Below are 18,803 nucleotides of genomic sequence, written 5' to 3'. Positions count from 1 at the left end.
GAATTGAATTCGGACCCGGCCTCGCGGTTGCCGATACGAGGTCAACCGCTACCGTTCTCCTGTGAAAATCCGGCGCCGGCTCATCGGTGCGGCCTGCGTGGTGGCCGCACTGCTGGTGTGCTCGGCGTGCTCCGAACAGGGCGCGGGCGGGTCATCGGAGTCGTCGTCGGTCACTGCGGTGCGGGCCGAGACGCCTGATGGTCAGGGTCAGGTGGTGACCTCCGAACCGGGCCTCGACGCGTGGCAGTCGTTCCTCGGCGGACATCCGAAAATCACCCGAATGGTGTACCGCTCGACATCCGGGATCGATGAGTCGTCGACGACGGTCAGCGGCGCGGTCTTCGTGCCGGGCGGCGACGCACCGGAGGGCGGCTGGCCGCTGATCGCCTATGCGCACGGCACCACCGGCATCACCCGTGACTGTGCGCCGTCGGATCAGCCGGGCATGTTCGGCGACCTCGCGGCGGTCCGGGACTTCCTGAACGCCGGATATGCCGTGGTCACCACCGACTATCAGGGCCTCGGGGAACGCACTCGCAGCGCGCCGCATCCGTATCTCGAGCCCCGCACCGCCGCCTACAACGTGATCGACGCGGCCCGTGCGGCCCGGTCGATCGACTCTGCCATCGGTCAGCGGTGGCTGGCGGTCGGCCGGTCGCAGGGCGGCGCGGCGGCGTGGGCCACGGGCGAGGAGTACGCGTCCTACGGGTCAGGCAGCGGTGACCTGGTCGGCGTGGTCGCGGTCGCTCCCCTGCTCGACGCCACGTATCTGGTGTCCGAGGCGCAGGACGGCCGACTCTCGGTGGCACAGCGTTTTCTGTATCCGCTCCTCGTGCAAGGGGTGGCCCAGGCCGACCCGAGCATCCGGCCCGACGACCACATCCACACCGCCGATGGCACCCAGCCGAGCTTCTCGTGTGCGTCCGGCAAGACCGCGCTCGCCGACGAGCCGACGCTGCTGCCGTCGGATTCGTTCACCGCCGTCACGCCGGCGGCGGCGCAGCGGCTGACCGCGGTGGTGCAGGGATTCGCTCTGCCACAGAACCCGACGAAGGTGCCGATCCTGGCCGTCTACGGCAGCATCGACGACGTCATCCCACCAGATGTAATGCAAGTCACACTGGCACGAGCGTGCTCAACGGGCGACCAGATCGTGCGTGTTCGTCGTGAGGGACAAGGACATTCACTGGATCCGGGGCCCATCATGGCGACCTGGATGCACGAACGCCTCGCAGGGAAGTCGGCGCCGAGCGATTGCTGACCGATTCGCACCTACTCGCTGAGAAACCAGTCACTGTTCACCGCTAAGGTGACACGGTTGGATCCTGCTAGTGCAAAGACTCGCTGCAGGTCGGTGAATTGGTTGTGGTTGGTTCTGGATCGGGGAGTGTGCGCGGCATGCCGAATGTTGTGAAGCGGATCTGGGGGTCGGCGCCGCTGTGGGCGTGGATCGTCATGGGTGTCTGTGTCGTCGTGCTGGTCGTCGGTTTGATCATCTCCGGCAACCGCACCGCTCCGACGACGTCGGCGGCCACCGAGTCCACGCCGGTTGCCAGTTCGGCGATGCAGACCCCGGCGACCGCGAAGTTCGTCGACGACGCCAAGGCCAACCCGAGCACACCGAAGACCCTGGTTCTGCTGGGTGATTCGACCGGCGCCGCCCGCGACGGCTGGGCGCCCGCACTCGGCCAGTCGATCAGCTCGTCGCTGAACCGGCCGGTGGCCACCAAGTACTGGAACACCTCGACCGGCGACTACGGCGCGATGGTCGGCCTCGGCGACGGAACCAACGGCGCGGTCGGCTTCTGGAATGCCAGCGCGTCGGGCAAAGACGCCGACTACACGCTGCAGAACCTCGACAAGATGATCAAGTCCGACGTCACCCCGGAACTGATCCTGCTGAACTTCGGCCACACCGAGGACACCACCAAGTCGCTCGCGCCGCAGCTGCAGCCGTTGATCGCCGAGCTGCGCAAGCGCTACCCGGACGCCGACATCGCCGTCATCAAGCAGAGTCCCGCACAGGGCTCGGATTCGTCGGCGCAGCTCGAGGGCTTCGCCTCCGCGATGGATGCCGAGGGCATCCAGGTGATCGACGTGAACTCCGCGTTCCCCACCGACCCGACCAAACTGTCCGCGGTGATGCGCGACAGCGTCAACCCCAACGCGGCCGGCCAGCAGCTGTGGACGAAGACCGTTCTCGCGGCGTTCGGTCTGCCCGAAGCGCAGTAGGCGCGGGGCCATCGTTCACGCCTGGGAGCAGCCGTGATCCCGCCCGAGTTGTTCTATGGGCTGATCATCCTCAATCTGTTGTTCGTGACAGGTGCCTGGTGTCTGGCGCGGCCGTCGGTGGCGGCTGCGATCGTGCTCGTCGTGGTCTCGGTGGCGTGGGTAGTCGGCAACGGCCCGATCGAGGGTCACGTGCTGTTGTCCTATAACCACCGACACGGCATCACGGAGTCCGATCTGCTGGCGGTGGCCGGATTGGTGATCGCCGCGGTCACGGTGCGACGAAGCCGCACACCGCGCCGACACTCCGGCAGGCGATGAGGCCGGCGATCCGACCTCGGCGGGCACGCCGACTTCTTCTCCTCGGCCTGGCGATCCTGCTTGCCGTCGTCGCGACTGTGTACGTCGTCGTCGGGCAGCGCCTGTTCGACGAGAACCATTCCGACGAGCTGCGGCGCGTCGACGCGATCGTGGTGCTCGGCGGCGAGCATGACGGCCGCGAGGACTACGGTCTCCTGCTGGCGCGCGACGGCTATGCCCACACCGTGGTGCTGTCGAATCCGTACCCGCGCGACGACGCGACCATGCAACGCGTCTGTCGGTCGACGCAGCAGATCGAGGTGATCTGCTTCGCACCGAATCCGTCGACCACGCGCGGCGAGGCGATGTTCACTCAGGAGTTGGCACGCAAACGTCACTGGTCCGACGTCATCGTCGTCAGCTGGCGCTACCACCTGTTCCGGGCACGCTACATCTTCGGTCAGTGCTTCGACGGGAACGTCGTGATGCGCAGTGTCCCCAGGCTGTACTCACACAACCCTCTGGTTCGCGCGCACACCTACGCGTATCAGTACGGGGCGCTCGCCAAGGCGGCGGTGCTCGGGTGTGACACGAAGACTCCACCCCAGGCTGCGGACGATCGCAGGGTTGGCTAGCATTACGCGTCAAGAATGACCGGTCGGGGGGACTGTGGTGAACACATCAAGAACAGTGAATGTACGTCCGTGTGAGCGGATGAGTCGGCGATGAGCTCGGGAATGTTCGGCTGGGACCGCATTCACGAAGCCTCCCGCAGCCAGGCAACATTACTCATCGCCGAACTCGAGCGGATCGCCGACGATCTGGTCATCCGGATCGAGTCCGCCGGACGCGGCCACGCCGTCGCCGAGCGCAAAGAACTCGAAGAGGTGCGCGGATATGTGCGGCGGTTGAGCGAGAGCTATCTGTCGAAGGGTGCGTAGGGCGGATCGGCGGCTTTTCCGGGTCTGCCCGATCGGCGGACGGCGCTAGAATTTTGTCTGTGCTCGTCGCGGAGTTGATCGTCATCGTGATAGCCGTCGTTCTGGTGACGTCGGTGTTGCGGTGGGACCACCGTCGGCGTCTTGTCACGCCCTACATCACACATCCGCCTCCGAAACCTGCGAACGAGCGCGACGAGGGACGCTACTGGTCCTATGTTGAACTCCAGTACCAACGCGTCGCCGCACATGAGAGCAATCGGCTCCAGGTCAGCAGTTTTGTCATCGCGGCCTCGATCTTGGCGCTGGGATTGATCGCGAATTCCTCGGACCAGGGCGTCAAGGTCGTCGCGAGCGTCGGCGTCATCCTCACCAACGTGATCGCGATGGTCTTCTCGGCGAACTCGCGACGCTGGGTGAAAGTCCATCAAACCCGGGCGTCCCAGGCGCTCGAAGCCGTCTCGCCGCAGCTCAAGGCACTCCAGGAGAACGTCGACACCTCCTTCGGACTGGACATGGACAGCAGTCGGCGCAACGCACTGATCCGCGGCAACACTCTGACGAACGCCCTGCACGCGACGTTGGCATTGATCGCTGCGTTCGTTCCGCTGTGGAGCTGAGAACCTCTACGCACGGCGGCCACCAGGATTATTGAGACACATTGCGCCACAGCCATTCTCGCATCACTCCGCGGATAGCTCCCCGGAACCTGCCCTGAGGGTGCGGCGGCGTCTGTGCGATCGTCGATCTGTGTGCATGAAATGATCACCCGGTGGCAACCCCAAAGGAGTGGATAGAGGGCGGACGTCCGCGGACACTGCCGAACGCGATCGCCCCGGTGGTCGCCGGTACCGGCGCGGCACTGCGACTCGGCTCGATCGAGTGGTGGAAGTTCCTGCTCGCGCTCGTCGTCGCGCTGGCCCTGATCATCGGCGTCAACTACGCCAACGACTACTCCGACGGCATCCGCGGCACCGACGACGAGCGTGTCGGGCCGATGCGGCTGGTGGGATCTGGGGCGGCCAGTCCTGCAGCGGTGAAGCGGGCCGCATTCATCTGCTTCGGCATCGCTGCGGTCTGTGGTCTCGCTCTCGCGCTGACGACCGCCTGGTGGCTGATCCTGGTCGGCGCGGTTTGCATCGCCGGCGCATGGTTCTACACCGGCGGCACACGCCCCTACGGATATGCGGGTCTGGGTGAGATCGCAGTGTTCGTGTTCTTCGGTCTGGTCGCGGTCCTCGGCACCCAGTTCGTGCTCGCCGACGAGATCGACTGGGTCGGCCTGGCCGCCGCGGTCGGCGTGGGCAGCATCTCCTCCGGGGTGCTCGTGGTCAACAACCTCCGCGACATCCCCACCGACACCGAATCCGGCAAGGTCACCCTCGCGGTTCGCCTCGGCGACAAGAAGACCCGCATCCTGTTCGGGACACTGCTGACCGTCCCACTGATCATGAGCCTGGTGTTGGCGATCGCCACCCCGTGGGCACTGCTCGGCCTGCTGGCCGCCCCGCTGGTGTGGCTCGCGTACAAGCCCGTGCGGGCGGGCGCGGTCGGGCCGGGGCTGATCCCGTCGCTCGGTGGGACCGGGCAGGCGATGTTGCTGTGGGCGGTGTTGACGGCGGTCGGGTTGGTGCTGGGCTACTGAGCGATGTTGTGACGCACGCTGTACGGGTTCTCGGCGCGCTGCTGTACCAGCCGGACCTGCCGGTCGCGCCCGCCGTCGATGCTCGCGGCGACCTCGTTGAGCGTGATGTAGCCGTCCTCGATGGCCCGGACGAGCAGCGCGATCTTGGAGTTGGCCGGTCGGCCCGCCTCGCGATACTTGGCACGGATGCGGACCAGGTGGGTGCGAACCGTGGCATCGGAGATGAACAATGCCCGGGCTATCTCGCGCAACGGTTTGTCGGCGACCCAGCGAACGAGGACGTCCACCTCACGATCGCTCAGCACACGCAGCGGAAAGGGGTCCCGCACATCCGGGTTCATCATCGTCATGCTCCTCGCGTCACGTCCCCCGACGATGACGTTACGGATCGCAATCAGGACGAACCAGACACTACTTTCCGTGCCCCCAGACCCGGGGGCACGGTTAGCTGAACAAACGAACGCTACCCGTCTGGTCGATCTCCGACCGCACGCTGTGGCCATCGGGACGGCGGTGCAGCACCGACGCCGCTATCGAGCGATGCGGCGGCGCCACCCGCACGAAGACCTGTCCTTCGCGCGCATCTGCCAGCACCGACGATGCCAGTCCACTGACGGCGGACGCGACGCGCGGGTCGATCTGGATGTCTTCGGGCGCCTGGGTCGCACCGGCCCGGGAGTCGTCGATGAACACGACCTCGACGCCTTGCGTGCGGGCCTGGTAGGCGGGTTCGTCGAGGTCCAGCGTGGACATCAGCGGCGCACGCAGCCGATCGCGCAGATGCGCCTCCAGCAGAGCGCATTGGATGCGCTCCTCGGTGCTGAGCTCGTCGCCGGACGCGATCCGTTCGAGCATCGGCCGGGCCAGGTTGTCCAGGAACCGCACCTGGTTGGCGCGTTCGTCGGCGGCCGCCGCCTCGGCCGACAGTCGCGCCACCTGCGTGATCGTCTGGGCGCGGAGTGCGAAAACGGCTTTGGCCGTGGGGCGCAGCGTGAACGAGAACAGCGCCGCCATCGTCAGTGGCGCCGCATCGATCGCGACCACGGTCGCACCGCTGAACAGGGGCTCCCCGAAGTGATGTTCCCAGGCGGCGAACACGATCGCCTCCCCGGCCAGACCCAGCCACGGCGCGATCAGCCGGCCTCGGACACACATGAAGCAGTAGACGGCGACCGCCCCGCCGTGGGTCCACACCACCATCACCGACGACGCCACCGACACCGGCATCACCGACAGCGCACAGATACTGGCGACCGGGCCGGACGCGGCCAACAACGCGGTTGCACCCAACGGCAGCGGATCGCCCGGAACCATCACGATCGCCACCGCCGCGGCCGATATGACGAGTCCTCCGGCAATCAGCGGCCAGGCCGCCGAGGCATGCCCCATGGCGTAGCCGACGGCGATCCACGTCGAGGCGAGGAAGGTGCCGACCACCAACCATGCGCCCGTTTCGCGCATCCCCAGGAGATCGCGCACGTCCTGACGCTGCGTCGCCTCCACGTCCGGCGCCGTCATTGTGTCCACTCCACACTCACCCGGGTGCCCTCACCGCTCCCGGAGTCGACGCGGGCGGAGCCGCCGTCGACCTTGTTCATCCGACCCAGGATGCTGACCGCGATGCCGAGCCGCGACGCGGGGACATGCGACGGATCGAAGCCGACACCGTCGTCGGCGATCTCGGCCCGCAACGATTCCGGACCGGTGATGACGGTCACCGATGTGGTGGCGTCCGGTCCGGCGTGGCGCAGGCTGTTGCGCACGGCCTCAGCGGTGGCGGCGGCGATCGCGGACACCGCCGTATTGGGGTAGGAGTCGGGATGGACGCCGTCGCGCACGGTGACCCGTTGCGACGGATTGATCAGGCTCACCGCGGCCCGCACCCGGCTGATCGCCTCGAGCGCGGACACCTCGGAACGGCTTTCGCCGGCCGCCGCCTGCGCCACCGCGGCCAGAGCGGTGCGTGCGTTCTGGGCGAGTTCGGGCGAGGCACCCTGCCGCGACGCCAGCAGCAGGGTGGACATGACGTTGTCGTGGGTGAGCGCGTCGAATCGGCTGCGTTCGTCCGCCCGCGCATTCGCGGCCGCGGCCTCGGCGGTGACCTCGAAGGCTTGCGCCCGGGTGGTGTCGAGGATGCCGGCGGTGCGGATCGCCATGACCGCGGCGGCAACGAAGATCAGCGAGAACGAGATGGACCATGCGACGTCGGGTAAAGGTGGCCCACTGGCCCCGGGGGCGCGCATGTGTTGACTGATCACCACGGTGGCGGCGCTGATGATGCCGAGATAGCCGAAGGCGAACACCGCCCGGAAGGCCAGCGCCGCCGCGATCGATGCCAGGCCCGGGAACTGCGCGAACCAGATGCCGCTGTCGGTGCCCAGACGCTGCCCGTTCCATCCGAACCACCACAGACCGACCGCGATGGCATAGCCGCAGGCCGCCGACGCCGCGAAGAGTCGGATGTTGCGGATGCCGGCGTGCCAGCTCATCGGTCCCATCGCGACACCGGTTCCGAAGATCAAGACGACCGCCAGGACCGTCCACCAGGTGTCCATGAGGGGCAGCGACTTGGCGATCATCGGGATGGTCATCACCGCGTAGGCCGTGTACCCGACGGAGACGAACACCGACATCAGTCGCAGGATCCGACGGCCCGCGTACGCGTCGCGCTCGTCGTTGACCCCGTTCACCGGCGAAAGCGCCGCGGTATGGGCAGCCATCCATCCTCGATCGCACGCTTGTAGAGGTCGGTCTTTGTTGGTGCCGGTCGGCCGGCCGTACTGTAGCGTCCGCGAATACGGTTCACATAGTCGGTGACGGTCTCGGTGGAAATGTCCAGTTCTTTGGCGACTCTGGCCGATGATTCCCCGGCCGCATACAACTCCAACACGCGACGTAATTGCGGAGAGAGATCGACGAATCCGGGATCGGAATCGATCGCTGCCGCCCAGTCGATGCCGGGCACCGTGTCGCCGGCCAAAGCCAGCCGCATCGCCGAGAGCAACTCGGCCTCGCGAGCGTTCTTGCGCACCACACCCATGACGCCGGCGCTCGCGGCCTGACGGACCATGTACATCTCGTCACCCGAGGTGTACACGAGCGCAGGTATCCCGGCCTGCTGCAATGTCTCGATATTGGTGATCGGCGAGGTGCCGTCGCCGAGTCTGAGGTCGAGCAGAACGAGGTCGAGATCAGAGGTCACCGCGAGCAGCGCGGCCACTGTCTCGGCTCCCGCCACCAGCTCCATGTCCGCCTGCTCGTCGAGCGTGGCCCTCAATCCCCGGACGATCTGTTCGTGGTCGTCGACGACCCCTACGCGCCACACATTCCGAGGCGTATTGGTCATACGTCCCATCATCGCTTACTTGTCGGACAATGGTGCACCGAAACCGCGCTATGCCATTCATTCTTGCGAATGAATGGCGCCCAAAACATGATGTCGCATTTGTTATGAAATTGTTGCCGCAATCCCATTCAACGCCCCGACTTCGGCATTTCCGTAGGACGCAGCGCCCACCCCGGCACCCAATGGGTCACTTTCTCCTGACGGTCTTTTGCAACGATGGTGTAGGTCACCTTGCCGTACCACTCGCCCCACTCCGACCGCGCCCACGCCGTGAGCACTCCGAGATGAATGGAACGGATCTGCAGGCCGTCGGGAAAGAACTCACCGTTGTGATGCGGGGTCTGCGGGTAGAGCGCATTGAGATCGATGAGCACCGCTTTGTGGCCGACCGGAAAGTACACCGGCCGGCGCGGCTGGCCACTGTCTCCACCGATCCACTGCATGCCCACCCTCGAACACTAGTTCGAGGGTGGGCATGAGCTCAAGCGGGCGTCAGACTCCGGCCGGCGCCTCCGGCAGGCTCGCCAGCACGGCGGCCTTGAGGGCCTCGGCGGTGGTTGCCGACTCGATCACCGCGCGCGACGCTTCGTCGGCGCGGTCGATGATCCCGATCAGCAGGTATTCGGGACGTAACCGCTGGTCACCGCGCTCGCGCGCGATCTCCACGGCCCGACCGAACGCCTCGCGGGTCTGCGGTGCGAAACGTGGCCGCGATCCGCGGCCGCGAGGGCCCCGCCGTCCACGTCCGGGCTCCCAGGGACCCTCGTCATTGCCGAACGGGCCGCCCGGGCCAAATGGGCCGGGGCCGAACGCACCGGGGCCGAAAGCCTCGCGGTCGAACCCTTCGGGGCCTTGCGGACCCCAGCCCGACCCGAAGCCGTCGGGTCCCCACGGTCCACGGCCGCGGTGCGGTCCGTGTCCATGGCGGTGGCCACGCCCGCGACCGCGGCCACGACCGTCGGGCCCTCCGCGGCCGTCCGGCCCTCCGCGGCCACGACGTCCCTGCCAGCGGTCCGAGCGTTGCGCCCAGCCCTCGGACAGGTCGTCGCCGAAGCGGCCACGGACCGCCTCGCGCACCTTGTCGAGGTCGATGCCGATGCTGCGCAGGGCATCTCGATCCTCTTCGTAGCGCTGCTGGGCCGACTCTTCGTCGGTCGCCGCAGACGCTTCTGTTTCGTCGTCGTGCTCGGAGTGGTACTTCTGCACTGCCTCGCGGGCGCCGGCCAGGGTCAGGCCCTGCTCGCCGAGCAGCGTGAACAGCGGACTCCGGGCGTTGCAGAGCATGCCCAGGATCAGGTGGTCGTTTCCGAGCTGCCGGTGACCCAGGTCGCCGGCCTCTTGCATGGCGAATGCCATCAGCATTCTGTCGTCGCGGTTGAATCGCTCAAACATTGTTCGTGTCTCCTTCCGGTCCGCTCGCGCGGGCCTCACGGTGTGCATGTTTCTGATGCACGGCCTGGCGGCTGATCTGCAGAACCTCTGCGATCGACTGCCAGCTCCAACCGTTGGCGCGGGCATTGGCCACCTGGACGACCTCGAGTCGGTCGGCCAGGGTGCGCAACGCGCGGACGGCGGCCAGACCCCGGGCCGGATCGCCGCTCGCGGCATCGCCGGCGAGGTCGGCACCGGTGGTGTCGTCGTCGGCGAGGTCGCCTTGGGCTGCGGTCGGGTTCTGTTCGTCGTGCATGGTGTCAGGTTATGTTGACATCGCTATGTTGTCAAGAATTATTGACAGTCAAGTTTCGGATCGGCGCATGGAGCGTTCACCAGGGCAGACGCAGTGGGATGTCGGGGATGGGGCCGGGCAGGTCGACGTCGCCGTCACGCAGGTCCGCCATGATGCCGTCGCCGAGCAGGTCACCCAGAATGCCGGCGCCGTCGGGGCGACGTTCGACGGACGGACTGGGCTGCTCACCGACGATGACCTTGACCAGGTTGGCGAAGGCGTCGGAGTCCGGATCATCCCAGTAGTCACCGTGGCCGCTGAATCCCTCGATGCGATCGCGATGTCCAGCGGCGTCCGGGCCGTGAAAGCCCGTATCCATGCGGACCACGCCCGGGGCGGTGTCCGGGTCGTCGCCGAGCGGGTTGCCGGGCAGGGACTGCACGTACTGGATGGGGTCGCCGGGCGCGGTCATCGAGAATCGCTCGACGTCGGGGTCGGGGTTGCGCCACGGGCCGTCGAACGCCCCGGTGCCGGCCGCCGACGCATACGCCACGCGGTCGGCACGCAAACCGAGCTGCTCGGCCGATCCGACCACCGCTCCCCCGTAGGAATGGCCGATGAACGTCGTCGTCGCGGTGGGTGCGTGCTCGGCGATCTCGGCGTCGAGCTCGGCACCGAACGCGACCAGTCGCGGGGCCATCGCGCGGGCGAGGTCGGGGTCGGCGGCCGAGCCGTCGATCGAATCGGCCACGCCGGCAGCGAAACCCAGCGCTTCACCGGGCGGTCCGAACACCGTGCCGAGCATGGCTCCGGTGCCCAACGCCCTGCCAAGGCCTTCGAACCCCAACGCCTGCGGGAGGTCGCCGTCCAGGTACAGAAAGACCGGGCCGTTCGTCCGCCGCGCGAGTTCCTCTGCCGCTCTGGATTTTGCATCGCTGTTGTCCAGGTCCGTCCCCGCGCCCGGAACGACCACAGCCGCGAACCGGGTGTCGCGGCGAAACTCACCGATCATCTCGATGAAATGCCCGTTCGGGGTGTTGTCGAAGGCGACGAAGCGACGCTGCGAGCCGTCCGCGTGCGGACGGAGGAACTCCTCGAGCCGTCTCGCCCGCGCACCGTCACCTCGTCCGGCCCGCCGTTCCTCCTCGAGCGCGGCACGGATGTTGATCTCGTTCGCGTCGGCCCGGATGTCGAAGTCGACGCCGTCGAGGTTGCCGATGGTCTGCGGATCGGCGAGCACCACACGCCGTCTTTCGTCGGCGGTCATGTGGGATAGAAGTTCTCGACGTTGCACGGGCGTCATACTCCGCAGTCGGGCGATCGTGCGATGCGGATCGCCGGCCGCTGATGGCGCGGTTGTGCCGGGACGATCCACGAGCGCGAACAGATCTTCGGCGAGGTCGTCGAGCCGCGCGCCGTGGAACTCGTCGATGTGGTCGAGCACGTTGAGCCCGTCGGAGATCTGCGCGGCGATCGTCGCCGCGGCACCACCTGAAAGGTCATCGGCGGCGGCCACCTGGCCGGTGTCACTGACGCGGAATCCGTCGTCGAGCGCGGCGTCGATGTGGCGGAGCACACAGTCCCGCGCACAACCGAGGTCCGCCCCCGCGTCCCTCGCCTCGTCGGCGATCCGGGTCAGCACGGTGCGCACCTCCGCCGTCCGACGGCTCTCCGCAGACATCATCGAGTTCGCGGCACGATGCGCCACACCCATCCAGCTGTCGGCGTCGTCCATCGACCTGATGGCCACTTTCACCACGTGGTCGAGCAGCTGGGCCGCCTGCTGCGCGGCATCGGCGGCGATGGAGAGGCCGTTCGGGTCCCACCTACGGAGGTCGGAGATCGTCGGGCGCATCAACGGCCGATGGCATCGTCGAATACTGCTGCCGCCGCGACGTCCTCGCCCTCGGCCACGACCGTCAACGTGTGTAGTGATTCCGTCATCGACTCCAGCCGGCCGGCGAGGGCTCGCGCAGCGCCTTCCGCGGGTGCGCCCACCGCCGCCACTGCGATCATGGTCCGGCTCGATGGCTGCGAAATACTCTTCAACGCAACGAGATCGACGCTGCGCGCGGTCGCGGCCTGCGCCGTCCACGCCCTGGCGAGACGGTCGACCTCGGCGGGATCCATCCCGAACCGCGGCGACGCCGACCGCAGTGAACCCGATTCCATTTGTTGATTCCTTCCCGGCGAGTACCGAATGGTGAGTGCGATTAGGACGCATCGGGAACGAAGACGGTTCCCTATGGATCGGCAGCGTCATCTAGTGTCCCGCGCCGGAAACTCGTTTCATGAGTTCGGCGGTCCAGGTGGATGCATCGCGAGGCGGCGGAGGAGCAGGTACTGGATGTACCTGCGACGACGCCAACGAAGCGAGGCGCCGCCTGGCCGTCGAAATCACCAACGAATTTCCGGTGCGGGACACTAGGCTCACCGAATGGCATTGAAAGCATTGACATTGGTGCACAATGTGCTGCCGGACTACCGGCGCGACATGGTCGGCAGCCTGCTCCCGGCGATGGAGCGTCGCGGCATCGACGTGATCATCCGTGCCGCCGACGAGGGTGAGGCACTGCCCGCACCCTCCGAGGTCGACCTCGTCGTGGTGACCGGTTCGTCGGACTCCGTGCACGACGATTCGCTGGCCTGGATCGACGCGGAACGACGGTACCTGCAGGAGGCGATCGCCGCGGACGTCCCGATCTACGGCATCTGCTTCGGCGGTCAGATCCTGGCCAGCGCGCTGGGTGGGTCGGTCGTGCCGAGCGACCACCCGGAGCACGGGTTCATCCCGGTCCGGACGTCTCGGCCCGACCTCGTGGCCACCGGACCGTGGATGCAGTACCACCACGACACCATCACGGCTCCCGCGGGTTCCGATGTGATCGCCGAAAACGCTGCGGGTGTACAGGCTTTCGTCAGCGGCCGACACCTCGGAGTGCAATTCCATCCGGAGATCAGTCCGGCGTGCTTCGTGTCCTGGAAGGACGGCTTCTCGGGCCCGGAGTCCGACATGTCCGGCGACGACGTGGATCTCGCCGCACTGACAGCGGCGATCGCCGAGAACGCCGACATCGCCGCCCGCGACTGCGACCTGCTGTTCGAACGGTTCCTGGCGCATGCGGGACTGACGGTCTGATCTGGGTTCCGACCTGGGCGGTTAGCTCACAGAAAGCCCGGCCGCGGCCGCCGCGCTACTCGTTCAGGATCGACTCACTGATGTTCATCCTCGACGCGCGCATCGCCGGGATCAGCGCGCCGCCGATGCAGAGGATGCAGGCGACCGCGACGAAGAGCAGGGTGGTGGGTCGGGGCGAGTATTGGATGTCGATCGACGTTGTCGCGGAAAGAATCTTGTCGGACAGGAAGTGCAGGGCGCTGCCCAGGATCAGGCCGGTCAACGATCCGATCAGGGCGACTCCCGCAGCCTCGGCGACCACCATCCGGGAGACGAACCGGCGCGAGGCACCCATCGCGCGCAGCACCCCGAGCTCGCGGCGGCGTTCGATGACCGACAGCAGCAACGTATTCAGGAGCGCGACGGCGGCGGCGAGCGCCACGATCCACTGGATGGCCACCGTGAATGCGCCCGCCTGCTGTGCCTGCATCTGCGCGGCCTCCAGCGCCTGGGCGCCGGAGTGCACATACACCTGGCGCCCACCGACGGATGGGTTGGCCGCCGCGATCGCCTCGAGCCGTTGCCGGATCTGCTCCTGGTCGGCGTTCGGGTCGGTGGACACCTGCAGATAGGTGTCGCCGGGGCGATCGAACCACTGTGACAGCAACGTATTCGACATCGCAGCTGTACCCGATCCGATGGACAGGTAGTTGACGGTGTCGCGGACGACGATGTCGCGATAGCCACTCGGCGTAGCCATCCGCAGCGTGTCCCCCACCCCGACGTCGAGCGTGCGGGCGAGCACGTTGGACAGCAGAATCCCGTCACCCGCGACGACCTGCCGCAGTGCCGCCGGGTCCGCCTTCTTCACGAAGGGTGCCATCGAACCGGGTTCGAGGCCCTGGACGTAGGCGCGCGCCTCGCCGATGTTCACCGCCGCCCACTGCGCTCCGACGACCTGGGTGACTCCGGGGACCTGCTCGACCGCCGGCTTGATCGCGGTCGGCAACGGCGGACCGGTCGGCAACCCGCCGCTGTCCGCCGACGACACATAGAAATCCGGGTCGGCCAGGCCGTCAAGGGAATTCGAGATCGAACCGACGAGATTGTCCAACGCACCCGAGGTGCCCATCCCCACCGCCACCGCGACGGCGACGGTCATCAGGGTCGCCCACGCGCGACGCGGGGCGCGTTCGGTGTTCACCGCGGCGAGCTGTCCGGGGCCGCGGAACCGCCGTGTCAGCCCGACGACCACTGCCACCAACGGTGGGGTCAGCGCGTAGCAGAGCAACAGTCCACCGACGGCATAGACGGCGCCCGCGAGAATCGCCGGCCGACCGGGCACGTCCGTCGCGACGAACCACGACCCGATCAGCAGCACCACACCGACCACCGCGGAGATCCGCACCGCACGGCTGCTCTTCGTGGTGCCGTCGGCGACCTCGCCGGCGACCATCGCCTCCACCGGGGACACCGCGAACACGGATCGCGCGGCCAGTGAGGTCGCCGCCACACAGGCCAGGACGCATGCGACGATCGCGATCACCGGCGCGTAACCGGGCAGGTGATAGCTGATGACGGTGGCCATCTCGTCGGTGTCGGCCTCCGGGATGCGACCGATCGCCCACCGGCCCGCGAGGATGCCGATCGGCACACCGATCGCCCCGCCGACCAGACCGAACAGCGCCGACTCCCCCAGCAGGTCACCGACGAGGTGGCCGCGCCGCGCACCCAGCGCCCGCATCATCGCCAGCGCCTGCCGCCGCGACGCGACCGCCATGTTCATCGTGTTGAACACCAGGAACCCGGCGATGACCAGCGAGATGAGCGACACCAGCAGTGTGGCGTCGCGGGTCACCGAACTGGCCACCTCGGCTTGCTTGGCGCGGAAATCGGGGTCGACCACCACGGCTCGGCCGTCGACGACGCGCGCCACCTCGGACTTGACCGTCGCGACGTCGGCGCCGGGTTGGGTGACGATGAGGATCGAGTCGACCTTGCCCTCCCGCGACGCCAACTCTTGCGCGAGACCGAGGTAGGCGAAGATGAATTTGCCGTTGTTGAGCACCGCGCCCTGGTCGCCGTCGATCACCGAGACCACTCGCACCGGGACACCATTGATCGTCAGCCGCTGATCCTTGCGCAGGCCGGTCGCCGCGCCGACGACGATCCCGTCGTCGAGGTCACGCTCGGTCAGACCCGAGGATTGTTCCTGCGACACCGCCTGTCGCAGGTCTCCGGACAGCGCGGTGACCCGGAAGTCCGAACCGAGCAGGGCGACGTTGTGGTCGTCGATGACCACCGAGTCGCGGATCAGCGGCACCACCGACTTGGCGTCGGGCACGTCTCTGCGGATCTCGGCGGCCAGTCCGTCATCGATGCCGGAGTCGGCGATGGCCGCGACCTCCACCTGCGCGGTCCCGGCGATGGCGGCGTTGACCTGGCGCACCGACTCGGTCAGCGACCCGTACAGGCCGAGCACCGAGATCAGCAGGGCCGAGGCGACGATCACCACCGACAGCGACGTGAACACCCGCAGCCGGTGGGTGCGGATCTCGCGGAGGTTGAGCACCCGGATCCGTGAGAGCCCGGACGCGACCGACCTAACGGGGTTCGCCCGCGTCGACGTCTCGGTCACGCGATCTTCCCGTCACGCACCGTGATCGTGGTGTCGGCGACGTTGGCGGCGTGCGGGTCGTGCGTGACCATCACCACGAGCCGGTCGGGAGTGTCGTGCGCGACCTCCGACAGCAGTTCGAGCACCGAATCACCGGTCTTGGAATCCAGGTTGCCGGTCGGTTCGTCGGCGAGCAGGATCGTCGGGTCCATGATGAGCGAACGTGCGATGGCCACGCGCTGCATCTGTCCGCCCGACAGTTCCGACGGCCGGTGGTTCACGCGGTCGCCGAGGCCCACGCGTTCGAGCAGTTCGACGGCGCGGGGTTTGGCCTTGCGCAGTGATTGGCTGTCCAGCAGACGTGGCAGTGCCACGTTCTCCCACGCCGACATCGTCGGGACGAGGTTGAAGAACTGGAAAACGAAGCCGACCCGGTGACGTCGGAACGCCGATGCCCGTTCGTCGTCGAGCGAGCCGAGGTCGGTGCCGTCGACGGTGATGGTTCCCGATGTCGGGGTGTCCAGCGCACCCAGAACGTGCAGCAAGGTGGACTTCCCGGCCCCGGACGGACCGACGATCGACGCGAACTGGCCGCCGTCCAACGAGAGGTTCAACCCGTCCAGGGCCCGCACCCGCTCATCACCCATCCGGTACTCGCGAACCAGATCGACGGCCTTGACCAGCGGTTCCCCCGCGACATCACTCACAGCCGCATCGTAGCCCACTCCGGTGAGGTAACCCTAAGTAGGCGGGCGCCGCGGCCCGGTCACGTCGTGAACCGCACCCAGTCCACGACCATCCGCGCCGGAAATACGGTCGATGGCGACACCGGCCCCGGCCAGCGGCCACCGACCGCCAGATTCAGCAACGCATACATGGGTGTGTCGAACACCCAGCGCGCATTCTGCGGCACCGTGGCGACGGTGTAGGTACTCACCATGCGCCCGTCGACAGACATCGCGATCACACCCGGCGCGCGATGCACCGCATAGACGTGAAAGCCCGCCCCGGCCACGCCCCACAACGGACCCGACCGGGTCAACTGCCAGTGCTCCCCGTCGGTGGTCGGCCCGTGCAGCGCGGTGTGCCAATAGGTGCCCTCGTTGATGAACTCCATGATGTCGATCTCGCCCGAGCCCGGGTAGCCGACCTGATCGATGTCGGTGCCGAGAAGCCAGAACGCCGGATGCAGCCCGACCCCGACCGGCACCCGGATTCGTGCCGACAACGTGCCGTAGACGAACGAAAAGTGTCCCTTGGTGGTCAGTCGCGCCGATGTGATCCGATCGCTGTCCTTGCGTGCCTCGATGACGAGGTGACCGTTGCCGTCGAGACGCGCGTTCTGGGTCGCCGCGGTATAGATCTGACGCTCGTCGTTACCCCAGCCACCGCCACCGACGTCATGCGTCCAGACCGAGGAATCCGGTGCGGCGCCCGCCGGGCCCGTGAACTCGTCGGACGCATCGGACACCTCCGATGACCCCGGTGCCGCGGCTGCCGGCCACGTGACCGGCAGAACTGCGATCGCCAGACACACCCCGAGCACAGCGGACACCGCCCGGATGTCAGATCGAATCACGCGCCACTCCTTCGTATCTCCGGCTCGTCATGTTCGACCTGCGACACTCCGCCATCGCGGGCTGCAATCACCGTGCCGGACAGCCGCGCGCGGGCGTACCCGGCCGCGGTGACCAGAGCGCCGCCCACGATCGCGCCGGTCTGGGTGATCAGGTCCAGACGCGATCGCGCGCCGTCGGCAACCGCCCGATGTTCCGCGACGCCGCCGACTGATCCCCGCACACGTGTCGCGATGCCGAGCGGGAGGACGCGGGTCACGTACTCGCGTTCACTGGACAACCCGTCACCGCTGCCGACCAGTCTGGAGACCGCCGCCTTGGAGACGCCCTCGGCATAGCAGCGCCGGATGAAGTACCGGGGCGTGATCCGGTCCTCGGTGACCCGGTGGTTGACCATCATCGCCGGGTCGAACACCAGTCGTGCCGCCGGGTGCCGCTGAGCGATGCCGATGCACAGTTCGGTCTCCTCGCAGCCGAGCGGAATCCGGCCGACCCGGCCCAGGCCGGTGTGGAATCCGCCGGCGGCGATGATGTCGTCGCGACGCAGGGACATGTTGGCGCCGATGAAGTTCCGTACCGTCGCGACGCCGGTGGGCTGCCCCGGATAGCTGCAGCCGACCACCCAGTCGAACTCGGCGGGAAACCACGGCGGGCGCCGCCCGCCCGGCCATGTCGGCCGGGCGTATCCCCCGACGCCGCGCACGTCGACGCCGTCGTATCGTTCGACCATCCGGGCGATCCAGTGCGGGTCGGCGGTCGCGTCGTCGTCGAGGAACGCGACGATCGGGGTCACGGCCGCGGCGACCCCGCTGTTCCGGGCGCCGGACAGTCCACGCGGCCCCCGACTGGCGAGCACCCGGACCGGCACGTCCGGATCGATCCGGGCCGCAAACCGCGCGACGTCGTCGGCGAGCGCGTCGTTGTGGTCGGTCACCACCAGCAGCTCGTAAGGCTTATCCCGTTGCATCACAACAGATGTGATCGCAGAACACAGATCGAGCCAACGATCGTGTGTGTACGCGCAGATGACGACGGTGACGTCGCCCGAATGTATGGCCCCCGATTCCATGGCTTCGAGTATGACCACCTCGGGCACCACACCCCAATGGCAAACGATCGACCAGTGAGCGCTATCACACGCAGCCGGCAAAGCGATGGACCCGTCATGCCGCCCCGGGCCTGCAGCGGTTTCCCGTGCATACGAACAACTTTCGTCGTCCGCAGGAACCGGATGACGCCGGGAGTTCATCGACCGTTAACCGTCGGCCGAATCCACACTGTTGCGCCAGCGGCGAAATGGGGTCACGATTGCACCACGGGACGCCGATGTTCCGTATTCATCGCTTCAGCATTCATTTTTCGGGGGA

General features: G+C 67.3%; 21 protein-coding genes. 8 read left to right on the top strand and 13 right to left on the bottom strand.

Annotated features, from left to right (window positions below; translation table 11 throughout):
• Positions 1-61 precede the first annotated feature (61 nt).
• The 7 genes from AC4AMJ_RS02420 (at position 62) to AC4AMJ_RS02390 (ending at position 5,112) form a co-directional block, all read left to right on the top strand.
• On the top strand, positions 62-1,261 hold the full coding sequence (locus tag AC4AMJ_RS02420; RefSeq protein ID WP_489917062.1) for a lipase family protein: 1,200 nt from the start codon (positions 62-64) through the stop codon (positions 1,259-1,261).
• Positions 1,262-1,398: 137 nt separating this feature from the next.
• Positions 1,399-2,232, top strand: a complete 834-nt coding sequence (locus tag AC4AMJ_RS02415) for an SGNH/GDSL hydrolase family protein (RefSeq protein WP_489917060.1) — start codon at positions 1,399-1,401, stop codon at positions 2,230-2,232.
• 33 nt (positions 2,233-2,265) lie between these two features.
• Positions 2,266-2,550, top strand: a complete 285-nt coding sequence (locus AC4AMJ_RS02410; RefSeq protein WP_489897188.1) for a hypothetical protein — start codon at positions 2,266-2,268, stop codon at positions 2,548-2,550.
• Complete coding sequence (locus tag AC4AMJ_RS02405) at positions 2,547-3,164, top strand: YdcF family protein (protein WP_489897189.1); 618 nt, start codon at positions 2,547-2,549, stop codon at positions 3,162-3,164. The genes AC4AMJ_RS02410 and AC4AMJ_RS02405 overlap by 4 nt, the downstream gene beginning before the upstream one ends.
• A 90-nt stretch (positions 3,165-3,254) precedes the next feature.
• Positions 3,255-3,470, top strand: a complete 216-nt coding sequence (locus AC4AMJ_RS02400; RefSeq protein ID WP_489897190.1) for a hypothetical protein — start codon at positions 3,255-3,257, stop codon at positions 3,468-3,470.
• Positions 3,471-3,529: 59 nt separating this feature from the next.
• Positions 3,530-4,087, top strand: a complete 558-nt coding sequence (locus AC4AMJ_RS02395; RefSeq protein WP_489897191.1) for a hypothetical protein — start codon at positions 3,530-3,532, stop codon at positions 4,085-4,087.
• Between the two features lie 152 nt (positions 4,088-4,239).
• Positions 4,240-5,112, top strand: a complete 873-nt coding sequence (locus AC4AMJ_RS02390) for a 1,4-dihydroxy-2-naphthoate polyprenyltransferase (protein WP_489917058.1) — start codon at positions 4,240-4,242, stop codon at positions 5,110-5,112.
• On the opposite strand, the gene AC4AMJ_RS02385 is transcribed toward AC4AMJ_RS02390, so the two are convergent.
• The 9 genes from AC4AMJ_RS02385 to AC4AMJ_RS02345 form a co-directional block, all read right to left on the bottom strand.
• Positions 5,106-5,456, bottom strand: coding sequence for a response regulator transcription factor (locus AC4AMJ_RS02385; RefSeq protein WP_489917056.1), 351 nt, complete (start codon positions 5,454-5,456; stop codon positions 5,106-5,108). The genes AC4AMJ_RS02390 and AC4AMJ_RS02385 overlap by 7 nt on opposite strands.
• A 100-nt stretch (positions 5,457-5,556) precedes the next feature.
• Positions 5,557-6,630: a DUF8320 family protein gene (locus tag AC4AMJ_RS02380; protein WP_489917054.1), complete on the bottom strand. Its 1,074-nt coding sequence runs from the start codon at positions 6,628-6,630 to the stop codon at positions 5,557-5,559.
• A complete protein-coding gene (locus tag AC4AMJ_RS02375; protein ID WP_489917052.1) occupies positions 6,627-7,832 on the bottom strand; it encodes an ATP-binding protein in 1,206 nt (401 codons plus the stop codon). The genes AC4AMJ_RS02380 and AC4AMJ_RS02375 overlap by 4 nt, the downstream gene beginning before the upstream one ends.
• A complete protein-coding gene (locus AC4AMJ_RS02370) occupies positions 7,799-8,458 on the bottom strand; it encodes a response regulator transcription factor (RefSeq protein ID WP_489897196.1) in 660 nt (219 codons plus the stop codon). Before AC4AMJ_RS02370 ends, AC4AMJ_RS02375 begins: the two co-directional genes overlap by 34 nt.
• A 128-nt stretch (positions 8,459-8,586) precedes the next feature.
• Positions 8,587-8,901 carry a hypothetical protein gene (locus tag AC4AMJ_RS02365; protein ID WP_489918357.1) on the bottom strand — a complete coding sequence of 105 codons (315 nt, stop codon included), beginning with the start codon at positions 8,899-8,901 and terminating at the stop codon, positions 8,587-8,589.
• 49 nt (positions 8,902-8,950) lie between these two features.
• Positions 8,951-9,850 (bottom strand): ATP-dependent Clp protease ATP-binding subunit, encoded by a 900-nt coding sequence (locus tag AC4AMJ_RS02360; protein WP_489917050.1) that lies wholly within the window; start codon positions 9,848-9,850, stop codon positions 8,951-8,953.
• Positions 9,843-10,145, bottom strand: coding sequence for a helix-turn-helix domain-containing protein (locus AC4AMJ_RS02355; protein ID WP_489897198.1), 303 nt, complete (start codon positions 10,143-10,145; stop codon positions 9,843-9,845). Before AC4AMJ_RS02355 ends, AC4AMJ_RS02360 begins: the two co-directional genes overlap by 8 nt.
• 76 nt (positions 10,146-10,221) lie before the next feature.
• On the bottom strand, positions 10,222-11,979 hold the full coding sequence (locus AC4AMJ_RS02350; RefSeq protein WP_489917047.1) for an alpha/beta hydrolase: 1,758 nt from the start codon (positions 11,977-11,979) through the stop codon (positions 10,222-10,224).
• Positions 11,979-12,296, bottom strand: a complete 318-nt coding sequence (locus AC4AMJ_RS02345) for a hypothetical protein (RefSeq protein ID WP_489917045.1) — start codon at positions 12,294-12,296, stop codon at positions 11,979-11,981. Before AC4AMJ_RS02345 ends, AC4AMJ_RS02350 begins: the two co-directional genes overlap by 1 nt.
• Positions 12,297-12,561: 265 nt before the next feature.
• Between AC4AMJ_RS02345 and AC4AMJ_RS02340 the strand changes: the two genes are divergently transcribed.
• A complete protein-coding gene (locus AC4AMJ_RS02340; RefSeq protein ID WP_489897201.1) occupies positions 12,562-13,263 on the top strand; it encodes a type 1 glutamine amidotransferase in 702 nt (233 codons plus the stop codon).
• Between the two features lie 55 nt (positions 13,264-13,318).
• Here the strand turns inward: AC4AMJ_RS02340 and AC4AMJ_RS02335 are convergent, their stop codons facing one another.
• From AC4AMJ_RS02335 to AC4AMJ_RS02320, 4 genes are all read right to left on the bottom strand, one after another.
• Complete coding sequence (locus AC4AMJ_RS02335) at positions 13,319-15,880, bottom strand: FtsX-like permease family protein (protein ID WP_489917043.1); 2,562 nt, start codon at positions 15,878-15,880, stop codon at positions 13,319-13,321.
• On the bottom strand, positions 15,877-16,506 hold the full coding sequence (locus AC4AMJ_RS02330; RefSeq protein WP_489901038.1) for an ABC transporter ATP-binding protein: 630 nt from the start codon (positions 16,504-16,506) through the stop codon (positions 15,877-15,879). Before AC4AMJ_RS02330 ends, AC4AMJ_RS02335 begins: the two co-directional genes overlap by 4 nt.
• 119 nt (positions 16,507-16,625) lie before the next feature.
• Positions 16,626-17,438, bottom strand: coding sequence for a glycoside hydrolase family 16 protein (locus tag AC4AMJ_RS02325; RefSeq protein ID WP_489917041.1), 813 nt, complete (start codon positions 17,436-17,438; stop codon positions 16,626-16,628).
• Entirely contained in the window at positions 17,435-18,505 is a 1,071-nt protein-coding gene (locus AC4AMJ_RS02320) for a glycosyltransferase family 2 protein (RefSeq protein ID WP_489917039.1), read from the bottom strand. The genes AC4AMJ_RS02325 and AC4AMJ_RS02320 overlap by 4 nt, the downstream gene beginning before the upstream one ends.
• Positions 18,506-18,803 lie beyond the last annotated feature (298 nt).

The sequence above is a fragment of the Gordonia sp. LMA484 genome, from assembly GCF_058129505.1.
The sequence above is the reverse complement of the archived record's forward strand: the minus strand, read 5'-3'. Positions and strand labels throughout refer to the sequence as shown.

Coding starts and splice junctions, on each gene's coding strand:
- AC4AMJ_RS02370 (WP_489897196.1), bottom strand. CDS start 8,458: ATGACCAATACGCCTCGGAATGTGTGGCGCGTAGGGGTCGTCGACGAC.
- AC4AMJ_RS02350 (WP_489917047.1), bottom strand. CDS start 11,979: ATGCGCCCGACGATCTCCGACCTCCGTAGGTGGGACCCGAACGGCCTC.
- AC4AMJ_RS02375 (WP_489917052.1), bottom strand. CDS start 7,832: ATGGCTGCCCATACCGCGGCGCTTTCGCCGGTGAACGGGGTCAACGAC.
- AC4AMJ_RS02400 (WP_489897190.1), top strand. CDS start 3,255: ATGAGCTCGGGAATGTTCGGCTGGGACCGCATTCACGAAGCCTCCCGC.
- AC4AMJ_RS02340 (WP_489897201.1), top strand. CDS start 12,562: ATGGCATTGAAAGCATTGACATTGGTGCACAATGTGCTGCCGGACTAC.
- AC4AMJ_RS02330 (WP_489901038.1), bottom strand. CDS start 16,506: ATGGGTGATGAGCGGGTGCGGGCCCTGGACGGGTTGAACCTCTCGTTG.
- AC4AMJ_RS02345 (WP_489917045.1), bottom strand. CDS start 12,296: ATGGAATCGGGTTCACTGCGGTCGGCGTCGCCGCGGTTCGGGATGGAT.
- AC4AMJ_RS02320 (WP_489917039.1), bottom strand. CDS start 18,505: ATGGAATCGGGGGCCATACATTCGGGCGACGTCACCGTCGTCATCTGC.
- AC4AMJ_RS02380 (WP_489917054.1), bottom strand. CDS start 6,630: ATGACGGCGCCGGACGTGGAGGCGACGCAGCGTCAGGACGTGCGCGAT.
- AC4AMJ_RS02385 (WP_489917056.1), bottom strand. CDS start 5,456: ATGATGAACCCGGATGTGCGGGACCCCTTTCCGCTGCGTGTGCTGAGC.
- AC4AMJ_RS02415 (WP_489917060.1), top strand. CDS start 1,399: ATGCCGAATGTTGTGAAGCGGATCTGGGGGTCGGCGCCGCTGTGGGCG.
- AC4AMJ_RS02355 (WP_489897198.1), bottom strand. CDS start 10,145: ATGCACGACGAACAGAACCCGACCGCAGCCCAAGGCGACCTCGCCGAC.
- AC4AMJ_RS02365 (WP_489918357.1), bottom strand. CDS start 8,901: ATGCAGTGGATCGGTGGAGACAGTGGCCAGCCGCGCCGGCCGGTGTAC.
- AC4AMJ_RS02405 (WP_489897189.1), top strand. CDS start 2,547: ATGAGGCCGGCGATCCGACCTCGGCGGGCACGCCGACTTCTTCTCCTC.
- AC4AMJ_RS02360 (WP_489917050.1), bottom strand. CDS start 9,850: ATGTTTGAGCGATTCAACCGCGACGACAGAATGCTGATGGCATTCGCC.